The following is a 19,612-nucleotide window of genomic DNA, read 5'->3' as shown; positions in this document are numbered from 1 at the left end:
TTTTTTTATGCTAAATATTACATTTTGAAATAAATCATACCTAATAGCTCACTTATTTACGCACCATATTGATGCACTTATTTTATACATTCTTTACTTACTTTACTTATCAAAACTTTATTTTTTAACTAATCTCAAATTTTAGACAAAAAAAAGCCCAACCTTGGGGAAAGCTGGGCATATAAAAACAAATATGGAGAACATTTATAGAAAATAAATCTATATTTGCTATAAATATTATGTGAAAAAAGCATGATTATGTAAAGTTGATTAATTTGATCAGAATTAAATTACTTATCATAATATTCGATTAACATTGATATTGTCACAGTTCAATTGCAAAATTGATTGCGAATAAACATAATCTGTTTTTTATGTATTTTAAGATCGTAAATTTTAAAAATTAATGATGTTTATCTTCATTTAATGATCATAATTAACGATTAATAATCAAAATTAAATTTATTTTTACAATAAAAATTATGGTTAAAATAAAATCAACCCTTCATCTTTCAATCTATTTTTTAAGCTTTAGCTTCTTGTTCTTATTTAAGTTTTATGTTCGTTGACAAATCAAATTTTATTTGAACACTTTTTATGCAATACCATAATTAAAGCCAATTACCAAATGTTAAATATTGTTAAACATCATTGATATAATATTTTGTAACAATACAATGGCTCACGTTTAACCCATTTCAACCTTTGGAAATGATCATGAAAAAACTCGGTTTAGCCACTGCTCTATTATTAGCCATGACCGGCGCTCAAGCGTATCAATTTGAAGTACAAGGTCAATCTGAGTACACAGATACAACTGTAAATGACAAAGATTTCACTGGTGGTCTTCAAGGGACTTACTACTTCAAAAATGTTGACGCAACTAAAGGTCCACTTGCTGAAGCTGCTTTTGTAAACCAAGCATCAAATGTATCTTTGGCTTACAACTATGGTGAAATCGGTACTCAAGGTATTGATATTACTGCGCACAACTATGGTGCTAAAGCTGAAGCTTATGTTCCAACTAAATTCGTTCCTGCTTATGCAAGCGCGTCTTATAGCCACACAATCTTAGATAGCAAGAATGACAATGCTAAAGATGATAGTGGCGACCGTTATGCATTAGAACTTGGTGTACTTCCTACTCAGAACTTTTTGGTTGCTGTAGGTTACACAAGTGCTGCAAACCAAGCTGCTGTTGATGCATTCAATGTTATGGGTAACGGCGTAGCGAAAGCTGCTGCTGAAGCTGTAACGATTGGTGATGATCAAGATGCCGTTACTGCTCGTGCTAAATACGTTGGCGGTATTGATAATACAAATATGTCTATCGGCTTTGAATCTGCAATCATTTATGGTGATGACACTGCATACCAATTCAAAACTGACCTATTCTTAACGCCTAAGTTAAGCGTTGGCGCTTCTTATGCAGAATCAAGCTACGAAGGTACACCTGACTCAGCTTGGGGTGCAAACGTAAATTACTTCATCACTCCTGCTATCGCAGTTGGTGCAAGCTACGTAAATGCAAACTACGAAGCAGCTAAAGGTCAAACTGTTGCTTATGCTGGTGACACTCAATCTGTTGGCGTAAATGCTAAATTCCGTTTCTAAGTTTTAAACTTTAGATACTGAAATAAAAAAGGACTCTAATTTAGAGTCCTTTTTTATGCTTTGTGCTACTTAATAAAAATATTAATTCCGAACTACATTTAAGAAATGTAAATGACGCTCATACTGATCAATAATATCTTGCAATAAATCATCTTGCGTCCAATCCATTACATTATAATTTTGACCGCCTTCTCGTAAAAACACTTCAGCTTGGTAAAAATTATCCGTTTCTAGATGTTGTTCATTCATCATAAAACTTGGTGCAACTGTTGGGCGTGCAATCACTTTATAAATAAAGTTAAATTCATCATGATGATCTACACTCAGTTGAAGACCATCTTCAACCTCTTTCACTACAACATTTAAATGTCGACGTTTAAATTCGTAACGTACACTTTCAAATGCTTTAATCACCTCTTGATTAATATAACTTTGAACTTCTACATGATGATGAGGATGATGCATAATCAGTCCTAATCGTTGTTGCCAACTCCGAGGATTTTGCACAGCACGTGGCGTAATTCTTGCCACTTGTAAAGCCTGAGTTTTAGTGACATCTAGACGCAATGATTTCAGCAATCCCCAACACAGCAACAACATGATGATAGTAAATGGTAAAGCACTCAACATGGTCGCCGATTGTAAAGCACCTAAACCACCAACAACCAACAAAATAATGGATAAAATTGCCATTAATGCTGTCCAAAATAGACGTTGCCAAATTGGAGAGTTTTCAGTTTTTGCAGTTAAATAATCTGTCACTAATGCACCTGAATCTGCCGAAGTCACAAAAAATAAAATAACCAAAACCGTAGCGACTAAACTAGAAATACTCGCAAATGGAAGATAGGTGAGAAACTCAAATAGCGCCACTGAAGAATCCTGTTGTACTGCTGAAATCAGTCCAACGTGCCCTTGCTCCAAAATGCTAAATAAAGCCGCATTACCCATAAAGCCCATCCAAATCAGGGTAAAACCTGTAGGAATAAGCAATACACCAACAATAAATTCACGAATCGTACGTCCTTTGGATACCCTTGCAATGAACATCCCTACAAATGGCGACCATGAAATCCACCATGCCCAATACATGATTGTCCAGCCACCAATCCAATCACCTGGTTGATAAGCATATAAATTAAAGGTCATGCTAAATAAATTGGAAAAATACTGTCCAGCATTTTGAATCGTGCCTTGTAAAATATAGACACTTGAACTTGCGAAAAAAACAAAACCAAGCAATAGCAAGGCTAAGAGCAAATTCAACTCAGATAAACGTTTAATCCCTTTATCTAAGCCTAAAAATACTGATAATGAAGCCAAACTACTGACAAAAATAATCAGTATGATTTGCATGCTAATCGTGCTTTCCCAACCCAACAAATAACTTAAACCTGAGCTAATTTGGGTTACACCAAAACCTAAAGTTGTCGCAACACCAAAGACTGTACCAATAGTTGCAAAAGTATCGACAGCATCACCAATAGGACCATAAATTTTTTGTCCTATCAGTGGGTATAAGCCCGAGCGTACTTTAAGGGGTAGGTTATAACGAAATGCAAAATACGCTAGTGTCAGTCCGACGATGGCATAGATTGCCCATGCATGAAAACCCCAATGGAAAAAAGTAATTCTCATGGCTTGTTGTGCAGATTGAATTGTTTGTGGATCGCCTGTCGGTGGATTGACATAGTGCATCACAGGTTCAGCGATACCAAAGAACATCAGTCCAATACCCATGCCTGCGGTAAATAACATCGCAAACCATGAACCATTGCTGTATTCAGGTTGACTATGATCTGGACCCAATTTAATTTTGCCCATTTCAGACATGGCAATAAAAATGAGTACTATTAAAAAAATCGCAACAGATAATACATAGAACCAACTAAATGAATCTGTGATCCATTGTTTCATTTGCTGTGTAATGAGTTCAAATGCATTTGGTGCAAAGATGACAACCATCAGAAAAATAAAAATAATTCCAACGGTACTTAAGAAAACATTTGGATTGACGTTATCAAACCAAGTTGTTTTTTTGGAAGGCATATTTCCCCCAGGTTTTTATATTTAAAGGACAGACTTTTAAAGTCAAAAAGGCATTCACAGATGTGAAAAAAGACGAACTCTGTAGAAAATCGTTCGAGTTCGGTAAGAATTGTAATTTAAATTGTTGCTTTTAGCAGTTTAGCAAATGTAACCATTTACCATTATTCACTCGAATCTCTTTTATGTACTACATAATGTAGTGATATTAATCTCGATACAATTAATGCCAAATACATCACTCCACAAAGCATCTGAATCATGGCAATGACACGAGCGGCAGGTAATATTGGCATTAAATCGGATAGTCCAGTTGCCGATTGAAGACTAAAACTCAAAAAAAGTAAGTCTAACCAACGCTGATAATCCCCTGCGAAATTTGGATTTTGAAAACTTCCTGGAATCAATAACTGACAAATACTATAGAGAAATGCAAAGCCCCAAGCGATAAGAGTAAAAACGGCTCCTGCCGCAAACAATTCATCTTTGGTTAAATACTTGTCTTCAAACATATAACGAATTAAACCATACGCTGCACAAAAATAAGCCGATGCTTCAAAAGCATGTGCAATTACTTGTAAATAATTATTGTTTATTCCAAATAACATCAGCGATGAAAAAATGAATGCTCCTCCAACAAAAATCAGCCCCATCATTGTAAAAGTCGGCGTATTTCGAATCACTTTGGCAATAATCAACAAAGCAAGTACGCCCATTGCCCAACTTAAAATCTGGTAAGTTCGGCTTTCTATAGTAAAAATAGACAGAATGAGAATTAACAACTGTACTAATAACAGCCAAGCAGAAGGAAGTAATTTTAAGTCTTGCCAAAAGTGATTGATTATTTTCATCTTTGATCAGATTTTGTTTTATTTGAATGATTTCAACTTAACATATTTAAAATCTCAACGAAAAGAGAAAAATGTATGGTTAAGCAGTTTAAAACCTTTCAATTTTAGACATAAAAAAAACACCTCAAATGAGGTGTTTTTTCAGTGAGTCAGATTAGTGATCTGATGCACCTGAGATACCAATACCTGTTTGTGAGCGTACAAACTGTGCATCAAATGCTTTACGTTCAGCTTGTGCACGTGGCGAGTTATCGGTTACAGAGAACAACCAGCAGCAGAAGAACGCCAATGGCATTGCAAAGATTGCAGGACCATTGAATGGGTTTACTGGTGTATCAGAGATCCCCAATGTATCAACCCAAACCGCTTTAGATAGAACAATCAGTGTTACTGCTAGTCCTAGCCCTACAACACCACCAGCAACAGCACCACGAGTCGTTAAACCTTTCCAGAACATTGAAAGTACAAGTACTGGGAAGTTTGCACATGCTGCTACAGAGAATGCTAAACCGACCATGAATGCAACGTTTTGCTTCTCGAAGATAATACCAAGAATCATGGCAAAAATCGCAAGACCTAAAGTTGCAATTTTAGACATACGTAGTTCAGATTCAGGCGTTGTTTGACCTTTCTTAAATACGTTTGCATATAAGTCATGAGAAATTGCAGATGCACCAGACAGCGTCAGACCTGCTACAACCGCAAGGATTGTTGCAAATGCTACAGCTGAAATAAAGCCCATGAACAAGTCACCGCCAACCGCATCAGACAAGTGAACCGCAGCCATGTTATTACCACCAACAAGCTCAAGCTTGCCAGTCACAGCCATTTTCGCTACATCAATAAATTGTGGGTTGTTTGATACAAAAAGAATCGCACCGAAACCAATAATGAAAGTTAAAAGGTAGAAGTAACCAATGAAACCTGTTGCTACAACCACAGATTTACGTGCTTCTTTTGCATCTTTAACTGTAAAGAAACGCATTAAAATGTGTGGAAGACCTGCTGTACCAAACATTAATGCCAAACCTAAAGACAATGCATCTAGTGGATTAGCCGCAAGTTTACCAGGTCCCATAATGTTAGATGCTTCTGCAACCGTCATATTATGTACTTTCGCAAATACATCAATAGATTGACGGAACATTTCAGAAAAGCTATATCCAACAGAATGCATCACCATAAATGCCATGAACGTTGCACCAGACAGCAACATTACTGCTTTAATGATTTGTACCCAAGTCGTTGCTAACATACCACCAAACATTACATAAGCCATCATTAGAAGACCAACGATAACAACAGCAATATTATAGTTCAAACCAAATAATAGTTTGATCAACTGACCTGCACCAACCATCTGCGCAATTAAGTAAAATGCAACAACAACCAGCGAGCTAATTGCAGCCAAAGTACGAACTGGTTTTTCTTCCAAACGGAATGACACTACATCAGATAAGTTAAATTTACCTAAGTTACGTAAACGTTCAGCAATTAAGAACAATACGATTGGCCAACCCACCATGAAGCCTAAAGAATACAATAGACCGTCAAAACCTGAACTAAATACAAGTGCAGAAATACCCAAGAACGATGCTGCTGACATATAGTCACCTGCAATCGCCAAGCCATTTTGAAAACCTGAAATACCACCACCAGCGGTATAGAAATCCGCAGTACTTGTCGTTTGTTTTGCAGCCCACTTGGTAATGAATAGTGTAAAACCAACAAAAATAGCAAACATGACAATCGCATGCCAGTTGGTGGCTTGCTGTTGTGCTTCACCTAAATCAGGACCTGCCTGAGCAACGGTAGACAACAATGCAGTTGATGCAAGTGCCGCACACGTTTTAATTGAATTCCATTTCATCTTAATGCTGTCCTTTTTCATGTGCGATCGCTTCCACTTCCTTCATCGCATCTTCATTGAGTTGATCAAGTGTGTTATTAGCGATATATGAATACACGCCGCACAGTACAAAAGACAAAACAATAATACTCAGACCTAATGGCATACCAATAGTCGTTACACCACCACTGACAGAGGTCATTAAAAATTCTTTGTTGTAGCCGACTAAAAGCATAAATCCAACATAAACAACTAGCATAATTGCCGTAAGTGTCCAGCTTAGATTTCTTTTTTTAGCAACCATTTCCTTAAACTTTGGATTTTGAAGAATCGCTTCTACTTGTTTCTCATCCATAACGCTGCTCCTTGATAAGCCATCAGTCCACTGATTGCTTTTTTATTCATCTTTTTTACTGCGCTAAAATTAACAATGTTATAGGGGGGACGTAACTTAGACTTTGGTCGTTAAATTTTTCTCAAAATCAATGTCAATGCTGTCCAATGCGGTATCATTATGACCATCCTTTATACTGTAAAACCTTATGAACAGTTGGTTGATTATTGGGGTTCTAGCCCTTTACATCCTCATTTTATTTGTCTGTGCATTCTTTGGTGAGAAGCATGCAAGCCGATTAAGCACACGTGGACGAATGCTTCTCTTTAGTCTAACACTGGGGGTGTATTGCTCATCTTGGACCTTTTATGGTGCAACAGGAGCAGCTGTTCGTGAGGGGATTATTTTTCTACCCATTTATCTTGGACCTCTCATTTTTGTCGGTTTGGGCTATGACATTTGGCGTAGATTGGGTCGTGTCAGACAGCATCATGCCATCTCATCGATTGCTGATTTTGTCGCAGCACGTTACGGTAAAAGTGGGACGTTAGCATCTTTAGTCACCATTTTGGCTGTAGTTGCCATTATTCCGTATTTGGCTTTACAGCTACGTGCTATTGCACTCAGCGCATCGGTCATGCTCGATCACAACACTCAAGTTGTTTCGACCACAACCAATGGCGTACTGGGACTTACAGCGGTTCTTGCAATACTTGCCATGATGTTTGGTACACGACAAATTGCCAACACAGAACAACATGGCGGTTTGATGCTTGCTGTGGCATTTGAATCATTCGTTAAACTGTTTGCCCTACTCTGTGTTGCTCTATTTTTTATTTTTGAAGCACCTGAAAATATTATTCAAATTTCAAAAGATGTCACACAAACATTTCATCAAGTTCAGCTCTTTGGTGTGCCTGAAACTTTTTGGATTCAAACACTACTTGCCTCTTTAGCGATTATTTGTTTACCGCGTCAATTTCATGTCGCTGTGGTTGAATTACGTGATGAAAAACATATCCGTGGTGCGCGTCGTTGGTTTGCCGCTTATCTGATTTTAACTATTGTTGCCATTATTCCTATTGCAAGTTGGGCATTGCATGCAGCACCTGAATATCTGTCTATTCCCGATGTTGCAGTTTTGTCTTTACCACTGAGTTACAACCAAGACTGGCTAACCTTATTGGCATTTTTAGGGGGCTTTTCAGCATCTACGGGCATGCTGTTGGTTTCATCTGTGGCATTATCTATCATGCTGAGTAATGACTTGATCATGCCTGCATTGTGGCGTTTTAATATTATTTCTCGACATGATAAAAGACTGCCTCAGGTACTTAAATTTACCCGTAGAGTCTGTATTCTTGCGGTGATGTTCCTTGGCTTCTTATTTTTCCATTTCTTTAATGATATTGATCAACTTTCAACTTTTGGTTTATTAGCATTTAGTGCTGTCGCACAGTTTTCTCCCGCGCTCATTGGCGGGCTCTATTGGCGTGGTGGGAGTCGTCAAGGAGTTTATGCAGGATTAGTGACTGGGTTTATCTTATGGAGTTATACCCTTTTACTACCGACTATTTTACGTAGTTTTCCTTCCGAATATAGCGTCATTGGTCAACAGTTTCTAGCGATGGGTCCATTCGGAATCAATTGGCTACGACCTGAAGCCTTACTTGGTTTTGAATCTTTTGCTCCGCTCACACACGGCGTTATTTGGGCACTTGGACTCAACATTACATTATATATTTGGGTATCTCGTATATATCGCCCAAGTATTGCAGAACAAATTCAGGCGGAAAGTTTCTTTTACTATGAAACCAAACCGCTTCCTGCTCAGAGTGCATCAACAGAAATTAGCTATTTACATCATGATGTTGCACGTTTAAAAGTGGGTGATTTAATTGCACTTGCCAAACGTATTACTGGTGAAGGACCAACCATTCATGCCTTTCAACAATTTTGCGCCATGAACAATGTGGTACTAAATGAAAATAGTAGTGCAAATGGCATGTGGTGGCGCTTCACAGAACAATATTTAGCAGGAACCATTGGTGCTGCTTCAGCCCGTACCTTACTGACGACAGCAATGGTGAATAATGGCTTAGCACTTGGTCAAGTTGCCAATATTCTCGATCAGGCTTCACAATGGCAACGTTTTAATCAAAACCTCATCATGACCATGATTGATCACATGACCCAAGGGGTAAGTGTAGTCGATGAAAATATGTGCTTAGTTGCTTGGAACAATCAATACTTAAAACTTTTTGATTATCCAAAAGATTTGGTCTATGTCGGCTGTCCAATTTCAGACCTGATTCGCTATAACGCAGAACGTGGTGAATGTGGACCGGGTTCAATTGAGGAACATGTCCGTAAGCGGATTCATTGGATGAAAGTCGGCAGTGCACATGAATTTGAACGTATTCGTAAAGATGGGCTCGTGATTCAAATGCGAGGTAATCCGATTGAAGGTGGTGGCTTTGTAACAACATTTGCCGATATTACCGCATTCCGTGAAAATGAAGCTTTGCTCGAAGGTCGTGTACACGACCGTACCCAACAATTGGCAAATGCCTTAACTGAACAACAACTTGCACGTGAACAAGCTGACCGTGCCAATATGTCAAAAAGTCGCTTCATTGCCGCAGCAAGCCATGATTTATTACAGCCGATGCATGCAGCACGCTTATTTAGTACCGCACTTGAGCAAAGTATTCAGTCTGATGATGACCGTAAGACATTACAACAATTAGATCGTGCCTTACATGGTGCAGAAAGCATGCTCTCTGCCCTGCTTGATATTGCTCGTCTTGAAGGTGGCACGATTCAACCGAAACGTCAGCCTTATCCGTTACATGACTTGCTCAACGACCTTGAATTACAATTCAAATCGATTGCAGCACAACGTCAAATTCGCTTTCACGTGCATGATGCTCAATTTTGGATAGATACCGACCCACAATGGATTCGTCGTATTATTCAAAATTTTGTCAGCAATGCACTACGTTATACCGCTCGTGGTCGTGTCATCGTTGGCGTATTAAGAGCATCAGATCGTTTCGGCTATATCCGTATCGGTGTTTGGGATACAGGTCCAGGCATTGCAGAAGAACAACGGATTAAACTATTTCAAGAGTTTGAACGCTGTGGGCATACCTCACCATGGGGTGAACAAGGTTTAGGGCTTGGACTTGCCATTGTGCAACGTATGACAGGACTGCTTGATCATCCTGTGCATGTTTATTCAGAAATTGGGCGAGGTTCATGCTTCATGATTGAAGTGCCTGTGGTTGCTGCACCTAAAATTATTGCTGCACCTGTACAAGCCGTACCACTGAAAACCAAAGCCTATAAAATTTTATGCTTGGACAATGATGAAACCATTTTAGAGGGTATGAGCACTTTACTGACTAAGTGGGGCTATCAGGTGTTTAAAGCCACCGAACCTGAACAAGCTTTAGAAATTATTCAGCAGGAAAATATTCAAGTTTGGTTAGTCGATCAGCATCTAAATAACCAAAAAATCGGACTCGATTTTATTACTGGAAACCGTCAAGAAAATGTGCCTGTGGCACTCATTACCGCAGATTCTGATCCTGAATTACCACAGCTTTTAAAAGAGCTGAACATCGTTTTATTAAGAAAACCACTCAAGCCCGCATCTTTACGTTCATGGTTATCAGGCTTGAAAATTTCTAAATAACATCTGAAAAAATGTCCAAATATTTGGACATTTCATTCTGTGTTAAAAATATATTTTGATACATTTAAAGCCTCCATAAAATTTCTTTCGGAGGCTTTTTCTGTTCGATCACTCAGAAAAATAGCAATTCATTTTTTTAATTATGCAAAAGTTTTCAAAAATACCCCTAAAGTTCACTCTGTAATTGGCGAAAAATTTCATTGTTTATTTTGATATGGCATTTTTGCTCAAATTATAAATATACAGTTGTATACTTAGTTACAATTTTTATAATTATTTGATTTATATGTTAATTTTTTATTATTTTAGCCAAATTTAGACTTTAGTCGCATATCTCTTGAAATTCGTATAATTCATAAATCAATTAACATCATTGAATCTTTCTTTTCGCGCAAGGACGTTGCGATCAAATTGATTCCATAAATTTGCATTAGGAGTAGACGCATGAATATTACAGAATCAGTTTTACACGGTCAGAATCAAACACAACAATTCCATCGTCAGTATGGTGCAAATGCAATTCTTCCTGAGATTAATTGGAATGAACTGTTTAAATTTAGTAAGCTCAATGATGCACAACGACAAGCATTAGATGTGTTATATCGCAGTTCTGTACCACTTGCCCTCAAAGTATTTGAAGAACTTAACTTTGATGTTTTTAGCCCGATTGCCTACCAACCACAAGGTCTTGGCTTATTCGACAAGCTAGCCCAACAAGAACAATTACTGATTCAAAGCCTACAAAATGAGTGTGACTGTTTAAATGAAGAAACTCGCCATCAAATTTGGAGTATGTTACTTCGTGGCGGTGCAGTACTGGTCTTTAAAGCATGGCTAGGTAAAGTTAAAACAGGTGAAGCTGTGCTTGATATGACTCAATTCGATGAGCTTTCTGATTTACTTTTTATTAAAACACCTCCAAACACTCTTGCAGAACGTTTGGCAGTAGATATGCATGCTGAACTTGATCATATTTTCTTAATGTATGGCAACGATATTTTCCTCGACCGTTTCAACAGCCTACAAACAGCCGCATTATTTGTCGATTTAGGCGTTTATGACGCGGCATTCCTAAGCCTACGTGATGATAGCGTGGCAGAATATCTTAAATCTCAAGGTCAAGTCACCCAAGAACAAATTGAAGATCTAAAGTGTGCCTTAAATCCGCTAGGTTGCCCTGACCTCATTGGCAAGCAAGACTGCATTGCTTAATCTATAAAAACTTAAGCACAAAAAAGACCTCTTATGAGGTCTTTTTAAATCTAAATAAAAGTGCTATGCATAAAATAGCACGATGTTTATTCTCTTAGATTTTTCGCTCTTCAATATTTAAAGCGCCAATAGCAAGTACTGCTTGCGTACGATTTTGCACACCAAGTTTACGGAAAATGGCCGTGACATGCGCTTTAATAGTTGCTTCTGATACTTCCAGTTCATAGGCAATTTGTTTATTTAACAGCCCTTCAGCCACCATCATCAATACACGGAACTGCTGCGGTGTTAAAGACTGAATACGTTCTGCCAATGCAGTTTCATCAGCTGCACGTGGGTCAAAATTCATATTCGCAGGCAAGTTCGGTGGTAACCAAATATCACCTTCGAGTACTTGACGAATCGCTTCCCCAATATGACTTGGATGTGCCGATTTTGGAATATAACCCATCGCACCATGTGCAATTGAGCGCTGAATAATAGACACTTCTTCATGCGCCGATACAACAATAATCGGCAAAGATGGATATTGTGCACGAACGTGAACCAATGCAGAAAAGCCTGAAGCGCCTGGTAAATTTAAATCTAACAGCACTAAATCAGGTTCTGGACCATTCTCTAAACGCTCATAGAACTCATTTACTGCAGCAGTCTCACTAATTTGAGCCTGCGGTAAACTGTATCGTACCGCTTGAATTAAAGCGTGGCGAAACAATGGGTGATCATCAACGATTAAAATATTCATAAGCGAAACGAAAAATTTCCAGCACAGAGTATCATTCTAACCCCACTTTTACTGTTAAGGATATGCAAATATTCATGAATTTCAGGATATTTTCTAAACTTATCCTAAAATATCCTCAATTTCGGCATAATTTACACATTATCTGAAATAGATATCAGCTTTTTATATAACTCAAACCACTGAAAATGAAATACTTATTCTCTATAAATATAATATATTTTATCAATAACTTAATTCGCTTAAATCATTCAAATTCTATACTTTTCACGTATATCTTAAATTCTGATAACCAATCTGTTTTTGCTTATTTTACAGCATAATCCTGAATATTGATTAATAAACCTATTCCGAGATTATCAAGTTTTAGGTTCTATTATGTCTTTTCCAAATCTTCAAAAGCCCCTTAATATTGTTGCTGTTTCAGGTGGATTAAATCACCCATCAAAAACCGAAGCTTTAGTTCAAGCCATTTTAGATGAGCTTGGTGAAGCAACCCCTATTCATGTGCATTTCATCAAATTCAGCGAAATTGGCTCGTTATTAGGTGGTGCAATTTACCGTAACCAACTGCCACAACGTGTACAAGATGACTTAGCTGCAGTAGAAGCTGCCGATGCTTTAATTGTGGGTACCCCTGTTTACCGTGCATCATTTACAGGTCTATTTAAACATTTTTTTGATTTTGTTGAACAAACTGCATTGGTTGACGTACCTGTATTACTTGCAGCTTCAGGTGGTTCAGATCGTCATGCTCTTGTTTTAGAGCATCAACTTCGTCCATTGTTTAGTTTTTTTCAAGCACAAACTTTACCAATTGGCGTATATGCCACAGATCGTGATTTCACCCCTGAATATACCATTCATAGCGAATTCCTTCGTGACCGTATCACTTTAGCTATTGCACGTGCACTGCCAATTTTAGAATGGGCACCTGCCAAAGGTCAGCGTGCAGAATCCATCAAAACAAAATCTCAACAAGCGAGCCAAAATCTCGGTATTAACAAGCAAATTGAACAAGAAGAAGTCCTACCCTCTGCTGCTGTGCCTAGTTTAGATGCTGCTGAAGCACGTTTACACTCCAAAAAACCAAAATCGAAAGTCGCGTAAAGACACAAAACAAATGAGGGTCGTAAAATGGCACAAGCACAAAATAATATTACTTTTGCTTATTGGGTTCCCAATGTCAGCGGTGGTTTAGTCGTCAGCAATGTTGAACAACGTACCGATTGGAGCTACGAATATAATGTCCGTTTAGCACAAGCTGCGGAGAAAAGTGGCTTTGAATATGCACTGACGCAAATCCGTTTTACTGCAGGTTATAACGCAGATAATCAGCATGAATCGGTGAGTTTTAGCCATGGGATTTTAGCGAAAACTGAAAAGCTTAAAGTGATTGCTGCTATTTTACCGGGCCCTTGGAAGCCTGCGCTTGCGGCGAAACAACTAGCAACCATAGACCATCTCACCAATGGGCGTATTGCCATTAATGTGGTCAGTGGGTGGTTTCGTGGTGAGTTTGATGCCATTGGTGAACCGTGGCCTGAACATGATGAACGCTATGTCCGTTCGGAAGAATTTATTCGCAGTTTAAAAGGGGTATGGACGCAGGATAATTTTAGCTTTGATGGTAAGTATTACCAATTCAAGGACTATACACTCAGTCCAAAACCATTACAAAAACCGCATATTGAAATTTTCCAAGGTGGAAGTTCACGTGCGGCACGTGACATGGCTTCTCGTGTTTCAGATTGGTACTTTACTAACGGTAATACCCCTACCGAGTTAAAAAAACAAATTGATGATATTCGTGAAAAAGCCAAAGCGAATGGTCGCAGTGTAAAAATTGGTGTCAATGCTTTTATCATTGCCCGTGATACCGAAGAAGAAGCTCAAGCCGTTCTTCAATCAATTATTGATGGTGCAAATGTTGAAGCGGTAAACGCATTTGGTGATGCCACTCGTGAAGCAGGTGCAGCATCTAAAGAAGGTGAAGGTAATTGGGCAAAATCAACTTTTGAAGATTTAGTACAATATAACGATGGTTTTAAAACCAATTTGATTGGTACACCACAACAAATCGCTGAACGTATTATTGAACTCAAAAGTATTGGTGTTGATTTAGTACTTTCAGGCTTTCTACATTTCATTGAAGAAGTTGAATATTTTGGTGAAAAAGTTTTGCCCTTGGTGCGTGAACTGGAAGAAGCACAAAAAAATGGTCATCCACACATTACAGCAAAGTCGGCTTGATGATGATGTATTCAAACAACAATAAATAACTCAAAGTTTTACAACTTTTCCCTCTAAACTCGGTTAGAGGGATTTTTTTATGTATAATTTTAAAAAGAAAATTTTTATCTCATCTATGAATCAAAATACTATTTATAAATTCATTTCTATCGCACTTGCTTTTTTATGGTGTTACCAAGGGCTTGTCCCAAAATTGTTATTTATTCATGCTGATGAAATTGCTATCTGGCAATGGTTTGGTCTTTCCTACTCTCATGCAATGTTGGCTGGTCAAATCTCTGGTGTGCTAGAAATTATTTTTGGATTAATCTTTTTAATTTCATCGCATAAATATCTACATTATTTAAATATTATGAGTCTAATTGGCTTATTCATTTTGGTTACACTCCTCCTCCCCCAAAGTCTGATCCAAGCATTCAATCCTGTTATTATGAATTTCTCAATGCTTAGTCTTTCTGTCATTTTTCTAATGCTTAAACAAAACTTTCAAAACAGTTATTCCTGATATTAGAGTTAATAATGAACAAAACTAAAACTATTTTGATCACAGGTAGCTCTAAAGGTATCGGTTTTAACCTCGCTAATGCCTTTTTAAAAGAAAGACATACTGTAGTCATATCTGGACGAAATCCAGACATTTTAAACGCAGCCTTTCATACTTTAAGTTCACGTTATTCACCAACTCAACTTCATGCAATCAATTGTGATGTTAGCCAACATGAAGAAGTTCAAAACTTGTGGAATGCCGCTATAGAACGGTTTGGTAAAGTCGATATATGGATTAATAATGCAGGTACTTGCACTGCAGCTTTAGATTTTATTGAGATACCTTCAATTGAAATTCAAAATACAATTCAGACAAATGTTATAGGTAGCCTGCTTTGCTCACAAGTTGCTTTACAAGGTATGCTAAAACAAGGGTTTGGACAAATATTTAATATGGAAGGTTGGGGAAGCAAGGGAGAATGGAGTGCAGGAATGACCGTTTATGCAACAAGCAAACGTGCTGTTGATTATTTCAGCCATGCTCTCCATAAAGAAATCCGAAACACAAATATTCTAACAGGAACACTTAGCCCAGGTATGGTCGTAACCGACCTACTAGTTACATCGTGGGAGAATGGCAAAGTTAAAAATTGGAAAAAAATGAAACGCCTCTTTTTATTTATTATTGATCCACCTGAAGTTGTTTGTCATTTTTTAGCGAAACGCATTTTAGAAAATACCAAATCTAATGTCCGAATCGTTTGGATGACACCGTTACGTCTATTATCACGATTTTTTCTCCCTTACTATTGGAAAAGGAATCCGATCAAAGGTACAGTGTTAGAAAACTTGGATTCTAAATAAACACATCTTAATGCTTTAAATCATTCAAAGTTAATTTCCTACTATGATTTATTCATTAAAAGGAACTTAGAACTACGTTAAAATTATTTATATTAACTCTAATTCAATCACAACATTTTATGTTTATATGCATTTTATCAACTTAAAAAACAACAAGATAAAATCAATATAAGATGACCAATTTTTTTTTCTCTTTATAATTAAAATCTTTTAATGACAGATTCTTAACCTGTCATTATTTTTATAATTCTCAGGGGGAAATTGATTATGCTTAAAAATGCATTCGCATTTAAAACGCCATTATTAACACTCACGCTTGCCCTAAGTGTGGTTGCCTGTGGCGGCGGCGGTGGAAGTGGTTCCAATCAACAAGAACAAAATCCTCCCTCAATAATCCCCCCCCTTGTCATTCCTGATAATCGAGTAAAAATGGCATTAAGCACAGGTGATGCATCTCAACTCACTGAGCAGGATCGTAAAACATTATTGCAAATGGCACTCAATACTGCTTTAGAACAACAAAAATGGCAAAAAAGTTTACTCACTGCACTATATACCAATAGCAATAATCAAGTTATACAGCCGTATTTGCAATTTACCCCAAATGCTTCCATCAATATTTACCCGACAGATTTAAGCATTGCACTGCCTATTGCCGTCAGCGATAAAAACTGTAATTGGGCTTTAGATTTACAAAAAGATAAAGGCTGTGGCTTGGGTATCGCAAGTCAAATCGGTCAAGGTCGTGCGCTTGCCTATGGGCAAAATATGTTTACAGCTATCGTAAATAATAATGCCGATTTCACACAATTTACTGAGGTTTTAAACAACAGTTTACGTTGGCTTTTAACAGGCAATACACAGCAAAGTATCAATAAAACATTAACCGTAAGTGTTCAAGGTATGCCCGCTGATCCTGTTAAAAATTATTTAGAAAAACAACTCGGTACAACGGTCAGTTTCTCACAATGTAATGTACTTGATCCTGCAAACACCTGTTGGCAAGATGTTGATTTGATGGTCATTAGTTCGAATATTGGTGCACAAAATTTTGAAAAAGAGCTCATTGAAAAATACTTAAAAGCGGGTAAATCCATTTATTTCCAAGCCAATACATGGAGTACCAATAGCAATATTGATAAAGTATTGTCGGCAATGAAAATGCAAGCTAACAACAGCTATTATCGGAGTAAAGAAGAACTTTTACTGTCAAATAAACTGAGTACACAGCAACGTTGGGAACAATTTAACCAAATTGACCGCACGATCAATGTGCTTCAATATTTTATTGATCCTAAGAGTATAACTTTGGGCGAGCTCAACGAAAATAATTCAATTATTCAGGGAATTCGTAGTCTTTCAAGCACCTTACAAGGCTTAAATCAACAAGGGCTTTCAGTCTTTGATCAAGAAAATAACAATACACTACTGAAATCATTAGTGTTGGTTGCTGATACATGGCGTCCAACAGTGAATTACACCACTTTAAATAAAAATGGTGATGCACAAGCCTTTATGCAAGCCTATGCATCTGATGCTTGGCTTGACTATAAGCGTCAGACAACGACAGCATCTACAACAGGTGCAGGCGACTACATGCCCGCCGAAGCACAAAATATGTCTGTGAGCAATGATTGGGAAACCGTGACCGTAACCATTCCACAAGGGAGCGGAATTACAGCAATTGGACGTGCAAGTATCCCTGCAAAAGCAGTCAATATTCAGGTGATTGATGCACAAGGTGCAAACCTTTCAGTGCAAACAAGTTATTTACGTGCTTGGGGTAATCCATTTGATGATGCAGGTTATAAACGCCCGCTTCGCCCGCATAGTTATAGCGTAAAACTCACATCTCCAATGGATAATGCTTTTATCAGTCCATTTGGTGGTCCACTCATGCTGAATTATAATAATGCTCAAGCAGGCAGTACCGTTACTTTAAAAATTAAAGGCAGTGCCAAATATGCACACTATGATTTTACTCAAAGCATGACGCAAGCTGAAAAAAATCAGGCAACACAAGTTCTGCAAAGTAAAACCTTTGGCTGGAATACCTTTAAATTTGTCGGCGGTGAAATTCAGCAAACGAATGCTTATGCATTGAAAGCTATTGGTAATTTAAGCCCTGATACTTATATTGACCGCATTAAAACTGTAATTTTCGACAGTAACCATATTGCCAATGGTTATAATAATATGCCTTTGGACAACAGCACTCAGCAATATTGCAATACTTTAGGTTGGGACTGTACGAGTAATGTGCATCGTGCGCCAAACGTACAACATTTTGTTGGATGGATTGCAACCTGCGGTTTCCTTTGCTCAGGTAATCCATCGGATGGTTATACAGGACTCGATATCGGTTGGGGTTGGGTACATGAGTTGGGACACAACACTGTGCAAGGTGTACTGACCATGACTTTCCCATCGACAGAAAATCAAAGCACGATTGGCTGTGGTACAGAGTGTAATAATAATATTTTAGCGGGCTTGAGCATGCTTCGTAAAAATGAAATTTATGCACTCGACAATAATGGTAATAATTTCAACCATCCTCAACTGTATAGTTATATCCAAGCGAGTCGTATTACAGGTTTAAATGGCGAAGCACTACGTCAAGATATGGAAAAACGTTTATGGCAAGGCAGTGACAATGCGAAACAAGCGTTCCATTTGCAACTTGCACACGTTTATACTCAAGTGCATCAAGGGAAAGCGAAACCTGATTCGCAAGGTGTTTTTGAGTTTATACGTTTACTCAATATTTCTCAGCGTTTGTATAATCAAATTGATTTAAGTAAAGCAACAGAAGCTGAAAAAAATAAATTGGGCTTAGGCGCTTATTCGTCAAAAAATAATATCAGCCGCCCTGACATGATTTATTTACTTAGTTCGAAAATTATGGGTTATGACTTAAAAGATGTATTTAATTTATATGGCTTAGCGACTTCAAGTACTGCACAGTCTTCAATTGCAATGTTGAATTTGCCTACAGCACCATTAAAGTTCTATGCACAACCTGCCAATCGATCAAATTATTTAGCTGAAGGTACTTGGATCAATGTTCCTGCAAATGGTGTGGTTGCAAATTATCCGTATTAAGTTTTATATTTTAAATGAAATAAGATAATCGCTCTTTTCAAAATGCCCGATAAAATTTATCGGGCATTTAAAATATAAAACTAATTTGATTTATCTCGGCAATACAGTGACTTTTTAGTACGTAAATAAACATCATAAGGAAGAATATGATGCCAACGATAAGTATTGATATTAGAAAAAAATATCCGCGTGAAATAGAAATAATGCTAATAAATGCCGTTTATATCGCCTGTAAACATGCATTTAAATTGCCTGACCATGATCGAGATATACGTTTAAATATACATGAACCACATTTATTTCTTTGCCCAACAAATTTAACGCAACCAGAGTACTTTAATTCAAATCGATTGCTTTTTAGGGCGCTCAGTCGAAGTGAAAAGAACACTATACCAATCAATTATTCAAAACTTATCTGCTTTAAATATTCCTCATGATCATATAAAAATTCTCGTTCGAGAATTACCCACTGAAAATTGGGGAATAAGAGCCGGACAAGCAGCTTGCGATGTAAATTTAGGGTTTAATATCCAAATATAACCTAATCAACATCACATAT

Annotated in this window: 13 protein-coding genes and 1 pseudogene; 9 read left to right on the top strand and 5 right to left on the bottom strand. The window is 37.5% G+C overall.

The genetic code is table 11. From position 1 onward, the window contains the following. The first annotated feature begins 717 nt into the window (after positions 1 to 717). Positions 718 to 1,614 carry a porin Omp33-36 gene (gene omp33-36 / locus ACK2M2_RS00180; protein WP_409512315.1) on the top strand — a complete coding sequence of 299 codons (897 nt, stop codon included), beginning with the start codon at positions 718 to 720 and terminating at the stop codon, positions 1,612 to 1,614. 81 nt (positions 1,615 to 1,695) lie between these two features. Here the strand turns inward: omp33-36 and ACK2M2_RS00175 are convergent, their stop codons facing one another. The 4 genes from ACK2M2_RS00175 to ACK2M2_RS00160 form a co-directional block, all read right to left on the bottom strand. Continuing rightward, positions 1,696 to 3,663 (bottom strand): BCCT family transporter, encoded by a 1,968-nt coding sequence (locus ACK2M2_RS00175; RefSeq protein ID WP_419345752.1) that lies wholly within the window; start codon positions 3,661 to 3,663, stop codon positions 1,696 to 1,698. A gap of 161 nt (positions 3,664 to 3,824) precedes the next feature. Further along, positions 3,825 to 4,511 carry an ion channel gene (locus ACK2M2_RS00170; protein WP_409512313.1) on the bottom strand — a complete coding sequence of 229 codons (687 nt, stop codon included), beginning with the start codon at positions 4,509 to 4,511 and terminating at the stop codon, positions 3,825 to 3,827. 154 nt (positions 4,512 to 4,665) lie between these two features. After that, positions 4,666 to 6,381: a cation acetate symporter gene (locus tag ACK2M2_RS00165; protein ID WP_419345751.1), complete on the bottom strand. Its 1,716-nt coding sequence runs from the start codon at positions 6,379 to 6,381 to the stop codon at positions 4,666 to 4,668. 1 nt (position 6,382) lies between these two features. After that, a complete protein-coding gene (locus tag ACK2M2_RS00160) occupies positions 6,383 to 6,715 on the bottom strand; it encodes a DUF485 domain-containing protein (RefSeq protein WP_409512311.1) in 333 nt (110 codons plus the stop codon). A 187-nt stretch (positions 6,716 to 6,902) separates the two neighbouring features. On the opposite strand from ACK2M2_RS00160, the gene ACK2M2_RS00155 reads away from it, so the two are divergent. Both ACK2M2_RS00155 and ACK2M2_RS00150 read left to right on the top strand, forming a co-directional pair. Beyond that, positions 6,903 to 10,394, top strand: a complete 3,492-nt coding sequence (locus ACK2M2_RS00155) for a PAS-domain containing protein (protein ID WP_419345750.1) — start codon at positions 6,903 to 6,905, stop codon at positions 10,392 to 10,394. A 444-nt stretch (positions 10,395 to 10,838) separates the two neighbouring features. Continuing rightward, a complete protein-coding gene (locus ACK2M2_RS00150) occupies positions 10,839 to 11,606 on the top strand; it encodes a hypothetical protein (protein ID WP_409512309.1) in 768 nt (255 codons plus the stop codon). A gap of 94 nt (positions 11,607 to 11,700) precedes the next feature. Here the strand turns inward: ACK2M2_RS00150 and ACK2M2_RS00145 are convergent, their stop codons facing one another. Next, a complete protein-coding gene (locus tag ACK2M2_RS00145; RefSeq protein WP_409512308.1) occupies positions 11,701 to 12,351 on the bottom strand; it encodes a response regulator in 651 nt (216 codons plus the stop codon). 375 nt (positions 12,352 to 12,726) lie between these two features. Here ACK2M2_RS00145 and msuE point away from each other — a divergent pair, with 375 nt between their 5' ends. The 6 genes and pseudogenes from msuE to ACK2M2_RS00115 all read left to right on the top strand — a co-directional run bounded on the left by msuE (position 12,727) and on the right by ACK2M2_RS00115 (position 19,593). Beyond that, a complete protein-coding gene (gene msuE / locus ACK2M2_RS00140) occupies positions 12,727 to 13,458 on the top strand; it encodes an FMN reductase (protein ID WP_419345749.1) in 732 nt (243 codons plus the stop codon). Between the two features lie 27 nt (positions 13,459 to 13,485). Then, complete coding sequence (gene sfnG, locus ACK2M2_RS00135) at positions 13,486 to 14,601, top strand: dimethylsulfone monooxygenase SfnG (RefSeq protein WP_419345748.1); 1,116 nt, start codon at positions 13,486 to 13,488, stop codon at positions 14,599 to 14,601. Positions 14,602 to 14,716: 115 nt separating this feature from the next. After that, the gene (locus tag ACK2M2_RS00130) at positions 14,717 to 15,106 is read left to right on the top strand and encodes a DoxX-like family protein (protein WP_419345881.1); all 390 of its coding nucleotides are present in this window, start codon (positions 14,717 to 14,719) and stop codon (positions 15,104 to 15,106) included. 14 nt (positions 15,107 to 15,120) lie between these two features. After that, complete coding sequence (locus ACK2M2_RS00125) at positions 15,121 to 15,951, top strand: SDR family NAD(P)-dependent oxidoreductase (protein WP_419345747.1); 831 nt, start codon at positions 15,121 to 15,123, stop codon at positions 15,949 to 15,951. A gap of 267 nt (positions 15,952 to 16,218) precedes the next feature. Next, a complete protein-coding gene (locus tag ACK2M2_RS00120) occupies positions 16,219 to 19,053 on the top strand; it encodes an ImpA family metalloprotease (RefSeq protein ID WP_419345746.1) in 2,835 nt (944 codons plus the stop codon). Positions 19,054 to 19,202: 149 nt separating this feature from the next. After that, positions 19,203 to 19,593, top strand: a pseudogene (locus ACK2M2_RS00115) (tautomerase family protein). Positions 19,594 to 19,612: the final 19 nt, after the last annotated feature.

The organism is Acinetobacter sp. TY1 (assembly GCF_048551395.1).
Lineage (GTDB): Bacteria > Pseudomonadota > Gammaproteobacteria > Pseudomonadales > Moraxellaceae > Acinetobacter.
Note: the sequence above shows the minus strand (reverse complement) of the source record. Positions and strands in the feature narration are given on the sequence as shown.